This window comes from Thermosulfuriphilus sp. (genome assembly GCF_054026695.1).
Genome location: NZ_JBPMLP010000048.1, coordinates 15576 through 29003, shown reverse-complemented (window position 1 = coordinate 29003; position 13428 = coordinate 15576). Strand labels below are relative to the sequence as shown.

The 13428-nt window shown below is 52.9% G+C and carries 13 protein-coding genes and 1 tRNA gene; 10 read left to right on the top strand and 4 right to left on the bottom strand.

All coding sequences use genetic code 11. The annotated features are described in order from the left end of the window. Window positions 1–3: 3 nt before the first annotated feature. From ACXJJX_RS08255 to ACXJJX_RS08245, 3 genes are read left to right on the top strand one after another with little or no spacing between them, the layout of a single operon-like run. Window positions 4–1104, top strand: coding sequence for an SO_0444 family Cu/Zn efflux transporter (locus ACXJJX_RS08255; RefSeq protein ID WP_456434051.1), 1101 nt, complete (start codon window positions 4–6; stop codon window positions 1102–1104). Beyond that, complete coding sequence (locus ACXJJX_RS08250) at window positions 1101–1919, top strand: ComEC/Rec2 family competence protein (protein WP_456434049.1); 819 nt, start codon at window positions 1101–1103, stop codon at window positions 1917–1919. The genes ACXJJX_RS08255 and ACXJJX_RS08250 overlap by 4 nt, the downstream gene beginning before the upstream one ends. Next, window positions 1916–2452, top strand: coding sequence for a VanZ family protein (locus tag ACXJJX_RS08245; RefSeq protein ID WP_456434047.1), 537 nt, complete (start codon window positions 1916–1918; stop codon window positions 2450–2452). The genes ACXJJX_RS08250 and ACXJJX_RS08245 overlap by 4 nt, the downstream gene beginning before the upstream one ends. Here the strand turns inward: ACXJJX_RS08245 and ACXJJX_RS08240 are convergent. The 3 genes from ACXJJX_RS08240 to ACXJJX_RS08230 are packed head-to-tail and all read right to left on the bottom strand — an operon-like array spanning window position 2394 to window position 5071. Beyond that, window positions 2394–3347: a dihydroorotate dehydrogenase gene (locus tag ACXJJX_RS08240; RefSeq protein WP_456434045.1), complete on the bottom strand. Its 954-nt coding sequence runs from the start codon at window positions 3345–3347 to the stop codon at window positions 2394–2396. The genes ACXJJX_RS08245 and ACXJJX_RS08240 overlap by 59 nt on opposite strands. After that, window positions 3340–4113 carry a dihydroorotate dehydrogenase electron transfer subunit gene (locus ACXJJX_RS08235; protein WP_456434043.1) on the bottom strand — a complete coding sequence of 258 codons (774 nt, stop codon included), beginning with the start codon at window positions 4111–4113 and terminating at the stop codon, window positions 3340–3342. The genes ACXJJX_RS08240 and ACXJJX_RS08235 overlap by 8 nt, the downstream gene beginning before the upstream one ends. Window positions 4114–4159: 46 nt before the next feature. Continuing rightward, window positions 4160–5071 (bottom strand): glycosyltransferase family 2 protein, encoded by a 912-nt coding sequence (locus ACXJJX_RS08230; RefSeq protein WP_456434041.1) that lies wholly within the window; start codon window positions 5069–5071, stop codon window positions 4160–4162. Between the two features lie 84 nt (window positions 5072–5155). Between ACXJJX_RS08230 and ahbA the strand changes: the two genes are divergently transcribed. Then, the gene (gene ahbA, locus ACXJJX_RS08225; RefSeq protein WP_456434039.1) at window positions 5156–6136 is read left to right on the top strand and encodes a siroheme decarboxylase subunit alpha; all 981 of its coding nucleotides are present in this window, start codon (window positions 5156–5158) and stop codon (window positions 6134–6136) included. Here the strand turns inward: ahbA and ACXJJX_RS08220 are convergent. Next, window positions 6133–6606, bottom strand: a complete 474-nt coding sequence (locus ACXJJX_RS08220) for a DUF2934 domain-containing protein (RefSeq protein ID WP_456434037.1) — start codon at window positions 6604–6606, stop codon at window positions 6133–6135. The genes ahbA and ACXJJX_RS08220 overlap by 4 nt on opposite strands. A 144-nt stretch (window positions 6607–6750) precedes the next feature. Here ACXJJX_RS08220 and ACXJJX_RS08215 point away from each other — a divergent pair, with 144 nt between their 5' ends. The 6 genes from ACXJJX_RS08215 to infB all read left to right on the top strand — a co-directional run bounded on the left by ACXJJX_RS08215 (window position 6751) and on the right by infB (window position 13415). Next, a complete protein-coding gene (locus ACXJJX_RS08215) occupies window positions 6751–8466 on the top strand; it encodes an FAD-dependent oxidoreductase (RefSeq protein ID WP_456434035.1) in 1716 nt (571 codons plus the stop codon). Between the two features lie 49 nt (window positions 8467–8515). Beyond that, window positions 8516–8591: transfer RNA gene (locus tag ACXJJX_RS08210), tRNA-Gly, on the top strand. A gap of 117 nt (window positions 8592–8708) precedes the next feature. Continuing rightward, a complete protein-coding gene (rimP, locus tag ACXJJX_RS08205) occupies window positions 8709–9170 on the top strand; it encodes a ribosome maturation factor RimP (RefSeq protein ID WP_456434033.1) in 462 nt (153 codons plus the stop codon). A 15-nt stretch (window positions 9171–9185) separates the two neighbouring features. Beyond that, on the top strand, window positions 9186–10409 hold the full coding sequence (gene nusA, locus ACXJJX_RS08200; RefSeq protein WP_456434031.1) for a transcription termination factor NusA: 1224 nt from the start codon (window positions 9186–9188) through the stop codon (window positions 10407–10409). 32 nt (window positions 10410–10441) lie between these two features. Next, window positions 10442–10705 carry a YlxR family protein gene (locus ACXJJX_RS08195; RefSeq protein WP_456434228.1) on the top strand — a complete coding sequence of 88 codons (264 nt, stop codon included), beginning with the start codon at window positions 10442–10444 and terminating at the stop codon, window positions 10703–10705. Between the two features lie 13 nt (window positions 10706–10718). Then, window positions 10719–13415 (top strand): translation initiation factor IF-2, encoded by a 2697-nt coding sequence (gene infB, locus ACXJJX_RS08190; protein WP_456434029.1) that lies wholly within the window; start codon window positions 10719–10721, stop codon window positions 13413–13415. Window positions 13416–13428: the final 13 nt, after the last annotated feature.

Genomic DNA, 13428 nt, shown 5'->3' with positions numbered 1-13428 from the left:
GCCTTGCTAGGGAGTATTTTTTACGAATTCTGGGAGCTTACTTTGGAGATGGCCCCCTATCTTCTTTTTGGGCTTCTAGTGGCCGGCCTTCTGAGGGTCTTTGTCCCGGCGGAACAGGTTGGCAGACACCTTGGTGGTCAGGGCTGGCTGGGGATCTTTAAAGCTTCCTTCTTCGGTATCCCTCTTCCTCTCTGTTCTTGTGGGGTTCTCCCCACGGGGATTGCCCTTCATCGCCAGGGGGCTACCAAAGGGGCGACGGTGGCCTTTCTCATAAGCACTCCTCAGACCGGCATTGACTCCATTATGGTAACTTATGCCATGTTAGGACCGGTAATTACCGTGGCCAGACCCTTGGCCGCCTTGGTCTCTGGAGTTCTAGGAGGTCTTCTCACAGAGGCCTTGGTCAAGGAGGCTCCGGAGGAGAAGGCCGACATTCGGGGGCTTTGTGGGGTCTGTGGTCAGGAGCCTTGTCAGGGCGGGCATTCGTTTTTTCAGAGAATTCGGGCGGCCTTTTCTTATGGTTTTGGAGAACTGCTGGCTGAGATTGCCCTCCCTCTTTTGGGGGGTCTGATCATCGCTACTCTGGTGGCTGTTATTCTCCCCCCCGGCCTTCTTGGCCGCTTGGTTTCACCGGGGCTAGGTCAGCTTTTTCTCATGGTTCTAGCCGGTCTGCCCCTTTATATGTGTTCTACGGCCTCCGTCCCCCTGGCCTATGCTCTCCTGCTTCAAGGTCTTTCTCCGGGGGCGGCCCTGGTCTTTCTCATGTGTGGTCCAGCCACCAACACTACAGCCCTTTCAGTGATCGGAGCTAGCCTTGGTCTGAGGGCCTTGGGGATCTTTTTGGCCAGTATAGTGGGGGTGGCTTTGGCTTCAGGCTATCTCCTGGATCGGCTTTTCCCTACCGGGGCCTTTTTAAGGGCCTCCTCGTCGCAGGGGCTGGAGGAAGCCTCTTGGGGAGCTGTTTTTTCGGCCTTTTTGCTCCTCGGGCTCCTGTCCTGGCACTTGGCCCTGAAGATACGGCTCCATCTGCTCCAGCGTCCATCGACGGCCTCTTGCTCCTGTAGTTCCTCTTGTTGTTCGTCTGGGGGCCATTCACTGAAATGAGGTTTTTTTTACTGCTATTAGCCCTAAAATTTATCTGGCCTCTGGTCCCGTTAGAAGCCTTTCAGGTTACCTTCTTCGATCTTCCTGAAGGAGAGGCCATTCTGATCAAGACTCAAGGGAAAAATATTCTCATCGATTCCGGACCGGTAATCTCCTGTTCAAACCTAAAGGCAAGCCTTAGACGAGAAAATGTCTCCAGGCTTGATCTCCTGATCGTCACCCATCCTCACCCTGATCATTACTCCGGTGTCTTTTGCCTTTACGGTGACCTTTATCCGGCCTCTTTTAGCGACAATGGACAGCCTCTGCCATCTTTCCCTAGGGATGATTTTCTTCGCTGGTATGGCCTCTGGCGGAAAGAACATCCCCACTATCGTCCTCTTCGGGCAGAAGAGGTGCTCTTTATAGGTGATCTTTCCATCAAGGTTTTGTGGCCCCGGGAGTATTCCGGAAACTTCAATACCGACAGCCTTGTCCTCCTGATTGAAGAGGGTCAAGGCCGCCTTCTCTTAACCGGAGATATTCCCGCCTCAACAGAGAAGCGCTTGGTCAAGATCTATGGTGATAGGCTTTGGGCTCAGGTCCTAAAGGTCTCTCATCATGGAGCTGCTGATGCCAGCAGTGAGTCTTTTTTGAAAGCGGTATCCCCAAAGGTGGCCGTGGTTTGTGCTGCTAGGGATCACCCTCGGGGCTATCCGGCAAAAGAGGTCCTGGACAGGCTTGAGGCGCTGGTCGGGAAGGTTTGGGTTACCGGCCAGAAGGGAACCTTTAGCCTAATGATCCTTCCCAACGGAAAGATAGAGGTACTTGAGTGAGGGAGCGTGGTTCTTGGGCACTTTTTTTCCTGGTTCTGGGTCTTATTTATTTGAGTATCCCCTTGGGGCCCAAGGTTCTCCGTCTGACCAAATCAGGCCTTGGAGAGGCCTTTGGACTCTGGCTCTCCCTGGGGCTACTTATGGCTGGAGGTCTAATTCTTTACCCTCTGCTTCGGGGGCAGGGAGAGAAGGTCTTCATAAAGAGTCTGTTTTTTCTCTCCCTGATGGCCTTATTCGGATCTCAACTTCGGATCGTTGAGGAAAGAGTCCACCTTCTCCAGTATTCACTTCTGGCCTTCTGTCTCCACCAGGCTCTGTCTTTTCGGCTCAAAAAAGGGGTTTTCTGGGTGGCTTTGGCCATTTCTGCTCTGTGTGGTTTAGGAGATGAGATTATTCAGGGCTTCCATCCCTTGAGGCATTTTGATATCCGCGATGTAGCTATCAATGCCCTGGCCTCTGGGCTGGGAGCGGGCTTCAGGCAGGGCTTGGTTGACCCCTCAGGTCTTCTGCCACGTTCCCACCTTCGGGGCTAAGGGTTCCAATGATGGCGGAAATCTTTTCCTCCTCAAGCCCCTTAAGGACTGAAGGTAGGGACTCAATGATGCTTTGTCCCGCTGTGGGAGAGAGGAGGTTTGCTGTTCCTACTTGAATAGCACTAGCCCCCACGAGCATAAACTCGATGACATCTTCGGCCTTGCAGATTCCACCGATTCCAATCACCGGAATCTTTACCGCCTGGCAAACCTCATAGACCAGCCTAAGGGCCAAAGGTTTTATCGCCGGCCCAGAGAGCCCTCCACTTAAGATTCCCAGTCGGGAACAACGACGATGGATGTCTACGGCCATGGCTGGAACAGTGTTTATGAGAGAGATGGCTTGGGCTCCGGCTGCTTCGGCTGCCTGGGCCAAGGCGGCGATTCCTATGGTTTGAGGAGGAAGCTTGACAATGACTGGTACCGAAGCTGCGGCTACTACCTCTGCGGTCAGTTGGGCCAGCCCTTCAGGATCGGCTCCAAAGAGGAGCCCTCCCCGTTTGACGTTAGGGCAGGAGACGTTGACTTCTATAGCCTCCACCAAGGGTGAAAGTGCGTGGGTCAGGGCTACGTATTCCTGTGGAGTTTCGCCGAAGATATTGGCAACAATGGGGATGCCGAAGTTCCTTAAATAGGGGATGACCCTTTGACAAAAGACTTCAAGGCCAGGATTTTCAAGGCCAATGGCGTTGATCAGCCCGCAAGGAGTCTCCACCAGCCTGGGAGGAGGATTACCGGGCCGGGGCTCAAGGCTGATGCCCTTGGTGACTACGGCTCCGAAAGTCGAAAGATCAAGAAATCTTGAGATTTCCTCTCCATACCCCCAGGTACCTGAGGCCAGGATGACGGGGTTTTTTAGCTCCAGGCCGGCTAGGCTGACACTCAAATCAATCAAAAGCCACCTCCTCGGCCAAGACTACCGGTCCTTCTTTGCAAACGTGGAGATAGCCTCCATTTTTTTTCTTGACTACACATCCCAGACAGAGCCCTGTGCCGCAGGCCATCTGGGCTTCAAGGGAGAGAAGGACCTTGGTCGAGGTTTTCTCGGCTAATCTGGCCACAGCTGCAAGCATGGGTAAGGGACCACAGGCCAAAACCCAAGAGGGCCTTTGTTGCAAAAGTTCCTCAAGAGGCCCGGTGACCAGGGCCTTTCTTCCTTGAGAGCCGTCTTCAGTGGTTAGAATAAGGGGGGCCGAGAGCCTTTTAAAAAAAGAGAGCCGGACAAGGTCGTCTTTCTTCCGGGCTCCGTAGATCAGAGGGGCTGGGCCAAACCTTTTCAGCCAGAGTCCAAAAGGGGCCACCCCAATGCCTCCGGCTACCAAGATGGCCTGGGATTCAAGTTCAGGAAAGCCTTTTCCCAGGGGCCCAACTAGCTGGAATACCTCCCCTTTGCCTACCTGACTTAAGTATCTAGTAAATCGTCCCCGGACCTGAATAAGGAGATCGATGTAAGGACCTTCTTGATCATGGATGGAAAAAGGGCGAGGCAGAAGAGGGTCAGCTCCCGGGGGCCTCAACATAATGAACTGACCAGGAAGGGCCAAACCAAGAAGAGGAGTTTCCAGGCGAAGGAGAAAATATCCCTTTTTTAAGGGACGACGTCCAACAACTTTGGCCTTAATCTCTTTGGGCGGGGCTGAGGTATAAGCTTGAGTCTCCATTTTCAAAACATATAGCAGGGGATAGTCTTCCGGCCAACCTTTAGAATCAACTATCAAAGGGCAAAAGGAGTACCTTTAGAAGGCGGAGCCAGGGTTTAGGGTGGGTTGGCAGATGTCTAATAGATTTTAACTGCCATCTGAGAGCCGAGGTTCTTTTCTTCTCTTTGAGGTAAAGTTTTCCTATATCCGAGGCTATAAGGCCGAGACGTCGGAGTAGCCTTTTTTCTAAAAAGCCTGATCTTCCTTCAGAAGATAGCCAGGAGAGGCTTCTTCGGGTCAGCTTGTAGGAGGATTCAAGGAGGGCGATCCTTTTTGAGGAGAAGCTTTTTTCATGCCATCTGTAGAGACACAGGGCCTCCGGGATCCCGAATATGGGAAAGCCTTTAGCAATTCTCAGCCAGAGGTCCCAATCTTCGGCATATAGATATTGGTCAGAAAACAGTCCGGTTTTTTCGAGGACCCCTCGTCGGATGAGAACGCTGGAGGTGACGATGAAGTTTTCTACCATTAGGGCCTCTAGGGCCCGACGGTGACTATTAAAGACCGGAAGGGCTGTTTTTCGGTCCCGTTGAGGAAGTCTTTTTCCTGAAAGATCTATGACTTGCGCTCCCGTATAACAAAGACCAACCCCGGGATTGTTATCAAGGATTTCCACCTGCTGTCTGAGCTTAAAGGGGTGCCAGAGGTCATCGCTGTCAAGGAAGGCAATGTAGTCTGAGTCCGAGGCTTTGATGCCGGTGTTGCGGCTTTGGGCAGGGCCGGCATTGGACTGATGGATGATCTTTAGGTTTGAAAGCCTATTGTATTCCTGGAGTATAGCCCTGGTAGAATCAGTGCTTCCGTCATCAACGACAATGATCTCATAATCAGGAAAGTCCTGAGCCAAAACACTTTCTAAGGTTTTTGGGATAAAGGTCTCGGCGTTATAACAGGGAATCACTACCGCTACCTTGGGCATATACTTCCTCACAGACGTTTATTGCCCTGCTCATAACCAGCTTTTGTTTGCCAAACAAGGTCAAATTTGATTAAGTTCTAGCCCATGGAACTTAAAGATTGGGAGAAAGAACTTCTCTCTTTAGTTCAGCGCGATTTTCCTCTTAAGTCGCGTCCCTATCTCTGTCTAGCCGAAAGCCTTGGTCTTTCTGAAGAAGAGGTTCTCTGGTCCCTGGCTCGCCTTAAAGAGGCAGGTCTTATCCGGCTGATAGGAGCTATTTTCCAGCCGTCAGCCGTCGGATATCGTTCCAGCCTTGCGGCCTTAAGCCTTCCGGAGTCCGGAATCGAGCAGGCTGCAGAGATAATCAATGCCTATCCCGGGGTCAGTCACAATTATCTGCGCAATCATCGCTTCAATCTCTGGTTTACAGTGGCTGTGCCTCCAGGGAAGGATCTTGAGGGAAAGATAAGAGAATTCGTCCGTCAGACCCAGGCCCGAGATTATCTCATCTTACCCATCGTTAAGACCTTTAAGATTGCGGTCATCCTGGATCTTGAGTCTAACAACGGCCCTGAAGGTCCAAAGATTGCTTCTACTGAGACCAGGGTGCTTTTGAGCCCTGAGGAGGAACGCATCGCTCGGGCCGTTCAGGAAGACCTTCCCTTGGTCAGGGAGCCATTTAAGGCCTTGGCTGTCGGGCTTGGCCTTGAGGAGGCGACTCTTATTGGCTGGATAAAAAAAATGCTCTCAAAAGGGGTGATTCGTCGTTTTGCCGCCCTCTTGCGACATACCAGGGCGGGATTCTCCCGCAATGCCATGGTGGCCTGGATGTGTCCAGAAGAACGAATAGACCTCGTTGGGCCACAGTTTGCCGCCCTGTCTGAGATCTCCCATTGCTATCTGCGGCGATCCTATCCCCATTGGCCCTACAACCTCTATACCATGATTCATGGACGCAATCAGGAAGACTGTCGGGCCATAGTGGAGAAGATGATCACCCTCTCCAGGCTTAAAGAGCCGCTGGTCCTTTATAGCCTTAAGGAATTCAAAAAGAGCCGCCTCAAACTCTTCTGGGAGGAACCCTAGATGAAGCGTTTGGCTATCTTAGTCACGAGCTCTTCGGCCCTGAACCAATCTTCCTGATCGCGGCCAGCCTCTCGGCCTCTTTTCTCATAAATTGAGTAGGCAATCTTTTCAATTAACTCCCTTTTGACCCTCTTGGCCTCTTCTGCGCCACCGATGAATTCAATAGCTGCTTTGGGATCCCGGGCCGATTGGACCTCAAGACCAAGGATCCTTCCGTCTTCCTTAAGGGCATAGATGGCTCGTGGGGATCGGAGGGAATGGATGAGATGTTCTACATGGTCGGCATCAGTCCCTCCAACATAGAACTCTACCGTCTTGTTCTTCTCCTCATGGACTATTCCCATAAACGGTAGCCCTTCGGCCATGAGGTGTTCGTCTACCAGAAGGCGTACAGGACGAAACTGGTTCTCGGCATTGAAACCCCTTAGAAACTCTGGCCAGTCCTTCTTTAAAATTCGGTCTTTTTTCATCACTCATCCTCCCTTTTTGTTTAAAATTCACTCCCCATCTCGTTGAGTTAGATTTCAGGGGGCTGTCTTTAGGTTGCCCCGGTTCTGTCATCTATGATAGACAAATAATTTGAATTCCAACTTTAATTATCCGGGAGGTCTGTCATGTCTGAAAGATTTGTGATTATAGGTGCTGTGGCCGCCGGTCCTCGAGCGGCTTGCCGGGTTAAGCGTCTTCGGCCCGATGCCGAGGTCATCTTGATTGATAAAGACGAGCTCATTTCTTATGGAGGTTGTGGAATCCCCTATTACGTCTCCGGTGACGTTGCCGATGAGAAAGAGCTTCGCTCGACGACCTTTCATATGCTTCGTAATGAGACCTTTTTTAAAAATGCCAAGGGGGTAGAAGTTCTCACCAGGACCTTGGCCACTGCTATCGACAGAAAAAATAAGCTTGTCCATGTAAGATATCTAGACTCCGGCAAAGAAGAGGCTATTGCCTACGATAAACTAGTGATTGCTACCGGAAGCTATCCCTTCGTCCTTCCTATTCCGGGAAAGGATCTTGATGGAGTTTTTACCATAGCCAACCTCCACAAGGCTATCGAAATTAAAGATCGTTTGGCCAAAGGTCAGGTAGAAAGGGCGGTGGTTATTGGTGGTGGGGCCATCGGGCTGGAGATGAGTGAGGCCTTGGCTGATCTTTGGGGAGTGGAGGTTACGGTACTTGAGTATATGCCCCAAGTCCTGCCTCGAATAGTTGACCCCGTTTTTGCCAGGATGGTTGAGGCCCACTTGCGAGAAAAGGGACTCAAGGTGGTTACCAACTCCCGGATTAAAGAGATTCAGGGAGAAGGCGGTCGGGTAAGGGCGGTAGTTGCCGAGGAAGGTGTCTATCCTGCTGATCTAGTGATCATGTCGGTGGGGGTTCGGCCCAACAGCCAACTGGCCCGGGAGGCTGGCCTGGAGATTGGCCCCTTTGGAGGCATTGTCGTCAATCATCGCCTTCAGACCTCTGATCCGAACATCTATGCCGGCGGCGACTGTATTGAAAATTATCATCTTCTCACTGGAAAGCGTTTCCCCCTACCTCTTGGCTCACTGGCCAACAAACATGGCCGCATTATCGGTACCAATCTGGCCGGGGGTACGGAGATCTTCGAAGGGTGTTTGGGCAGTTTTGTCATGAAGGTCTTTGATCTCTCGGTGGCAGGCACTGGTCTTTCCCTACAGTGGGCCCGTCAGGAAGGCTTTCCGGCCCGTCATGCCCTCCATAATCAGACTGATCGGGCCCATTTCTATCCTGGTTCAGCGGTTATCCATCTCCAGATGGTCTTTGATCCTCGTACTCAGCGGGTCCTTGGGGTTCAAGGAGTGGGGCCGGCTGGAGATGCGGTTTTCGCCCGGGTAGGAATGGCCGCAGCCCTTATCCGCCATCGGGCGACTATTGCTGATTTTTCAAACTTTGAGCTTCCTTATGCCCCGCCATTTGCCAATGCCATGGACGCCCTCAATGCCTTGGCCAACGTGGCTGACAATATCGTCTCCGGGAGGATGCGGGTTGTGGAGGTAGATGAGGCTGTGGAGCGGCTGAGATCCGGCGACAAGACCGCTTTTTTTGTCGATCTGCGCCATAAAAAAGAAGCTGAACCCTACGAGGCCAAGTATCCCGGTCGCTGGATCTGGATGGCTTATGATCACGTCCGTAAACGCTATCAGGAGCTTCCCCAGGATAAAGACCTCCTCCTGGTCTGCAATTCCGGAATGAGGTCCTATGAGGTCCAGCGTTTTCTGGATCAGGTAGGTCTTTCCCGGAACTGGGTCATCCAGGGAGGCATGAACGTTCTTCGTCGCCAAGGTGTCGATCTTCTCAAGGAATAGGGCCCCTTGACACATAACGGGGCTACTTTTACTATATTTTTTGCTTTGGGCGGGCATAGCTCAGTTGGCAGAGCGCGAGCTTCCCAAGCTTGAGGTCGCGGGTTCGAATCCCGTTGCCCGCTCCAAACTAAAGGCCATAAAAGGCGCCGAGGGGCGTCTTGCTTTTGTGGGCCTAGGTAGGCCAATCAAAGGAGATTTCAAAAAAGTGGGCCTTTTTGCCCACTTTTTTGTTTATAGAGCCAATGAAAGAGATCGTCTCTAGGGTAAAAGAGCTGGTTGAACCTATCCTCAAGGCCTTGGGTCTGGAGTTGGTAGAGGTCTATTTTCGCCGGGAACCTCAGGGGTGGGTCCTTCGCCTCCTGATAGACAAGGACGGCGGGGTCAATCTTGAGGATTGTGTCCAAGTGAGTGAAGTAGTTGGAGACCTTCTTGATGCCGAGGATTTCATCCATCATGCTTACAACCTAGAGGTCTCGTCCCCAGGGGTGGAGAGGCCTTTGGTCAGGGAGAGGGATTACGAGCGTTTTGCTGGTCGCAAGGCCAAATTAACCACCAAAAGACCTCTCAAGGGGCGCCGAAACTTTACTGGCATCATCTTGGGGATCAAAGATGGCCTTATATCCCTTGAACTCGCCGATGGACAGAGGGTGGAGATCCCTTTTTCGGCCGTAGAGAAAGCCCATTTAAAGTTTGAATTCAAATAGTGAGGTGGTGGATATATGAATGACCTTAAGAGGATCATTGACCAGGTCAGTAAAGAAAAGGGTATCGATCGGGCCATCCTCATCGGGGCCGTGGAGGAGGCTATTCGTTCAGCGGCCCGAAAGAAATATGGGCAGAAGGTGGATTTGGAGGTCCAGTACAATGAGGAGACAGGAGAGGTAGATGTTTTTCAATTCCGCACGGTGGTAGAGGAGGTCCAGGATCCAGAGACAGAGATTTCCCTTGAGGAGGCCCGGGAGCTTGATCCGGAAAGCCAACTGGGAGACAGCTTGGGGGTTAAGCTGGATACTCGGGATCTGGGAAGGATTGCGGCCCAGACAGCCAAACAGATAATCATCCAGAAGATCAAAAGCGCTGAGAGGGACCTCATCTACGAAGAATACAAAGACCGGGTTGGGGACATTGTTGCTGGTAGTGTCCAGCGTTTTGACCGGGGCAACATCATTATTAACTTGGGGCGTACGGAGGCTATCCTTCCGGTTTCTGAACAGATTCCCACAGAGCATTACCGTCGAGGAGATCGCCTCCGGGCCCTGATCATCGAGGTCCGACGGGCCAGTCGTGATCCCCAGATAGTTCTTTCTCGTTCCCACCCAGACTTTCTGGCCAAGCTCTTTGAGCTTGAAGTGCCAGAGATCCAGGAAGGCATTGTTAAGATAATGGGGGTGGCCCGAGAACCTGGATCTCGGGCCAAAATCGCGGTGGTCTCCAGCGATCCCGACATCGATCCTGTTGGGGCCTGTGTGGGCCTGAGAGGGTCGCGAGTTCAGGCCATAGTTCAGGAACTCCGGGGAGAAAAGATAGACATTGTCCCCTGGAGTCCGGACCCGGCCAAGTATGTCTATAATGCCCTTTCTCCGGCGGAGTGCTCCAAGGTCATCGTTGATGAGGCCAACAAGGCCTTGGAAGTGATAGTTCCTGATGATCAGCTTTCGCTGGCCATTGGTAAACAGGGGCAGAACGTGCGTCTGGCCTCAAGACTTTTGGGCTGGAAGATCGATGTCTGTAGCGAGACTCAGTATGCCCGGCGTCAGGATCCGGGCTTCAGGGCCCTTCTTTCTCTTGATGGAATAGAAGAATCTTTGGCTGCTAAGCTGTATGATGCGGGCATCAATTCGCCTGAGGTTCTTTCCCAGAGCGAGCCGGAGAAGGTGGCCGAGATTGCTGGAATCAGCCCAGAGGAGGCCGAAAGACTGATCCAGGCAGCCAGGGCCTTCTGAACAAAAGAGGTGTGGCGGCGATTCCCATAAGGATGTGTGTTTTTTGCCGACGACATCTACCCAAGGCAGAGCTGCACCGGCTAGTGGTACGGGAAGGTGTGGTCTTTAAGGATGAAAGGAAGGTTCTTGCCGGTCGGGGGGCTTACGTCTGTCCGGAGTGCTGGTCGGAGGTTTTCCGAAGAAGAGGGCGTCGGATTTTAGCACGGGCCTTTCGACTTTCTCCAGAAGAGATTAAAGATATTAGGGCTGATTGCGGCCCAAATAAATATTCGTCAGTCCCCGGAGGTCGGGGCTAGGGGGTAACAAAAAATGGCGAAGATGAGGGTTTACGAACTGGCCAAAGAGGTAGGCTTGGAGAGCAAAGAACTTTTGGCCAAGATACGTCAGATTGGCTTGGAGGTAAAAAGTCACAGTAGCATGCTCTCCGAAGAAGAAGTGGCCATGGTTCGGCAGAAACTGGGGCGTCCGGTCCAAGAGGACAGTTCCCATGCGGCCAAGCGGCCCCTGGTTATTCGCCGTCGGCCACAGCCCCAGGCTCAGGAGCCCTCGGAGGCCAAGGCTCCATCAGAGGAGGCCCGGGTCTTGAAGGCCACGTCTCCAAAGGAGGTTAAACCTCGTCTGAAGCTCAAGATTATCCGTAAACCCAAGGTCGAAGAGGTTCCTAAGGAAGAAAAAACAACCGCTCCTGAGGCCAAAGAGACTTCGAAGGAGATTTTGCCTCCGGTCAAGCCTCAAGAAGAGACCCCTCGGGAAGAACTGGCCGAGAAGCCTAAACCCCCGGCTCCACGTGTGGTCGATATGACCGAGCATCGGGAATACGCTCGGGTGGTTAAGCGGGCGGAGCCAGAGGCTAAAGTGGTCAAGAAGGCTCCGACCCCTTCGCCTGCCAGGCCCAGGCCGACCTCTGGGGCCCGGCCTACTCCTCCTCCGGCCAAGCCGGCTCCGGGTGTTGTCCCTTCTGTTGAGGAGAAGGCCAAGAAGAAAGCCAAGCGGACTGTTGAGGGCCTTGATCTTGGAGCTCCCCGGAAGAAGGCCAAAAAGCGAGTGGCCCGGCCAAAGAGCGAAGTCAGCGAGCTTAAAGAGGGTCTGGAGCTTTTAGAGCTTGAAAGGGAACTTGAAAAAGTCTCCCTTGAAGAACCCCAGCCAGAAGTTCCGGCGGAAGAGCCCGAGACTAAGGCCGAGACCCAAAAGGCCAAGAAGGGCAAGGCTAAAGAGGCCAAAGAAACGCCTCCTTCTCCTCCGCCTCGTCCGGCCAAGAAAAAGATCAAGATCTATGAGTCTATCCAGGTGGGAGAGTTGGCCAAACAGATGGGGGTCAAAGCCTCAGAGGTCATCCGTAAGCTGATGGAACTCGGAGTGATGGCCACCGTCAATCAGTCCATAGATTATGATACTGCCGCCGTTCTGGCCTCAGAGTTTGGCCATGAGGTAGAGCGGGCGGGCATTCAGGAGGAAGAGCTTCTCAAGTATGAACCTCCGCGTCCTGAAGAGCTTAAACCAAGACCTCCGGTAGTTACGGTAATGGGGCATGTCGACCATGGGAAGACCAGCCTCCTTGATGCCATCCGCAAGACAGACGTGGTTGCCCGGGAGGCTGGCGGCATTACCCAGCACATTGGAGCCTACTTTGTTAAGCTCGACGACGGTCGGGAGATCGTCTTCATTGATACCCCCGGACATGAGGCCTTTACTACTATGCGGGCCCGTGGTGCCCAAGTAACCGATATCGTCATCCTGGTTGTTGCCGCCGATGATGGGGTCATGGATCAGACCAGGGAGGCCATTGACCATGCTCGGGCCGCTGGAGTGCCGGTGGTGGTGGCCATAAACAAGATTGATAAGCCTGAGGCCAATCCCGAAAGAGTCAAGAGCCAGCTGGCAGAGTTGGGCCTTGTTCCTGAAGACTGGGGAGGGGAGACCTTGTTTGCAGAGGTCTCGGCCAAGAAGAAAATCGGCATCAAGGATCTCCTAGAGCTGGTTCTGCTTCAGGCCGAGGTCATGGAGCTTAAAGCTGCTCCGGGGCGTCCGGCGCGAGGTCGGGTTATAGAGAGCCGGCTTGATAAGGGACGGGGACCAGTGGCTACTGTTCTTATTCAGGAAGGGACCCTTAAGATCGGCGATCCCTTTGTCTCCGGCTATCACTATGGTCGAGTAAGGGCCATGTTTGACGACCGAGGGCGGAAGGTAAAAGAAGCCGGACCGGCCCATCCGGTAGAGGTCCTTGGGTTTTCTGGAGTCCCTCAGGCAGGAGATGACTTTATTGTCGTTGAATCCGAAAAAGTGGCCAAAGATGTGGCCGAGTATCGGGAGCGGAAGTTGAGGGAGGCCGAGGCTGCCAAGACGGCCAAGGTTAGCTTGGAAAAACTCTTCGAGAGGCTCAAAGAAAGTGAGATCAAGGAACTTAAGATTATCCTGAAGACCGATGTCCAGGGGACCCTTGAAGCCTTGGCTGAGGCCTTAAGAAGGCTTTCTACCGAGGAGGTACGAGTCAACATCATTCGTTCGGGCATCGGGGCCATCTCAGAAAGTGATATTATGCTGGCTTCGGCCTCTGATGCCGTGGTCATCGGCTTCAATGTCCGGCCGACTTCCAAGGCCAAGGAACTGGCCGAACAGGAGAAGGTGGATGTGCGTTTTTATGATGTCATCTACAATGTGGTCGATGATGTCAAGAAGGCCATGGTCGGTCTCCTTGAACCCACCTATGAGGAGAAGATCATCGGTGTGGCGGAGGTTAGGGCCACCTTTAAAGTCCCCAAGGTAGGGGTGGTGGCCGGTTGTTATGTTCGCGAGGGGCGCCTTGAGCGGGGAGCCAAGATTCGCCTCCTGAGGGACAACGTGGTCATCTATACCGGTCGGATTGCCTCTCTGAGGCGCTTCAAGGAAGATGTCAAGGAGGTCTCGGCGGGCTATGAGTGCGGAGTAGGTCTTGAGAACTTCAATGATATCAAGGTTGGTGACCTCATTGAGGCCTTCGAGATGGTCGAGATCAAACCGGAGCTTTAGTAATGGTTGTCGG

Excerpts from the sequence above, each read along its gene's own strand:
- rimP (WP_456434033.1), top strand. The coding sequence starts at position 8,709 with ATGAAAGAGATCGTCTCTAGGGTAAAAGAGCTGGTTGAACCTATCCTC.
- nusA (WP_456434031.1), top strand. The coding sequence starts at position 9,186 with ATGAATGACCTTAAGAGGATCATTGACCAGGTCAGTAAAGAAAAGGGT.
- ACXJJX_RS08215 (WP_456434035.1), top strand. The coding sequence starts at position 6,751 with ATGTCTGAAAGATTTGTGATTATAGGTGCTGTGGCCGCCGGTCCTCGA.
- ahbA (WP_456434039.1), top strand. The coding sequence starts at position 5,156 with ATGGAACTTAAAGATTGGGAGAAAGAACTTCTCTCTTTAGTTCAGCGC.
- ACXJJX_RS08250 (WP_456434049.1), top strand. The coding sequence starts at position 1,101 with ATGAGGTTTTTTTTACTGCTATTAGCCCTAAAATTTATCTGGCCTCTG.
- infB (WP_456434029.1), top strand. The coding sequence starts at position 10,719 with ATGGCGAAGATGAGGGTTTACGAACTGGCCAAAGAGGTAGGCTTGGAG.
- ACXJJX_RS08235 (WP_456434043.1), bottom strand. The coding sequence starts at position 4,113 with ATGGAGACTCAAGCTTATACCTCAGCCCCGCCCAAAGAGATTAAGGCC.
- ACXJJX_RS08230 (WP_456434041.1), bottom strand. The coding sequence starts at position 5,071 with ATGCCCAAGGTAGCGGTAGTGATTCCCTGTTATAACGCCGAGACCTTT.
- ACXJJX_RS08195 (WP_456434228.1), top strand. The coding sequence starts at position 10,442 with ATGTGTGTTTTTTGCCGACGACATCTACCCAAGGCAGAGCTGCACCGG.
- ACXJJX_RS08220 (WP_456434037.1), bottom strand. The coding sequence starts at position 6,606 with ATGAAAAAAGACCGAATTTTAAAGAAGGACTGGCCAGAGTTTCTAAGG.